Annotated in this window: 1 protein-coding gene; it reads right to left on the bottom strand. The window is 47.6% G+C overall.

The window, feature by feature from the left end:
- On the bottom strand, positions 1–488 hold a 488-nt coding region (locus tag ACFIKY_RS09340; protein ID WP_375661768.1), incomplete at its 3' end, for a phage tail tape measure protein.
- Positions 489–525 lie beyond the last annotated feature (37 nt).

Below are 525 nucleotides of genomic sequence, written 5' to 3'. Positions count from 1 at the left end.
CCCGTCATATCAAAAGCAACAGCCGCTTTGGCAGCGTAAATGCTAAAAGCTTCTAGATCTTGTTCGCCAATTCCTGCTTGGCTGGCACTGGTCATCAGTTCCAAAACTTCACGCGCCGCTAGCGGAATCTTGGTGGAGGTTTCAAGCGCAAAACGGCGCAATTCCTTTAAGCGATGAAGGGGGGCATCCAGAACCTTTTCCAAGCCTTTCATCGATTGGTCAAATTGCATGGCTTTATAGAGCGGTGCAATTAAGGTTGCTGTTTGCGCAATGGCACCCACCATGCGCCCCCGCGCTTGGATAAAAGCATTTTCCGCATTCTTTGTCGCATCCTCAAGATGCTCAGGGTCAAACCAATTTTTAAAGTGCTGCCTTGTCTTGTTTTGGAAATGCGCAACCTCTGAACTGAAGGCTGCAAGATCACGCTTGGCAGAAGCTATCCCCTCTTGCAGATGATTGACAAAACGCACAACAAGGGAAACATCCATGATCGTCTCTTATCCTAACTGATGACTTTCATATTCT

The sequence above is a fragment of the Bartonella sp. CR127HXZ genome (assembly GCF_042194555.1).
In the GTDB taxonomy this organism is placed as follows: Bacteria; Pseudomonadota; Alphaproteobacteria; order Rhizobiales; family Rhizobiaceae; genus Bartonella; species Bartonella grahamii.
Note: the sequence above shows the minus strand (reverse complement) of the source record. Positions and strands in the feature narration are given on the sequence as shown.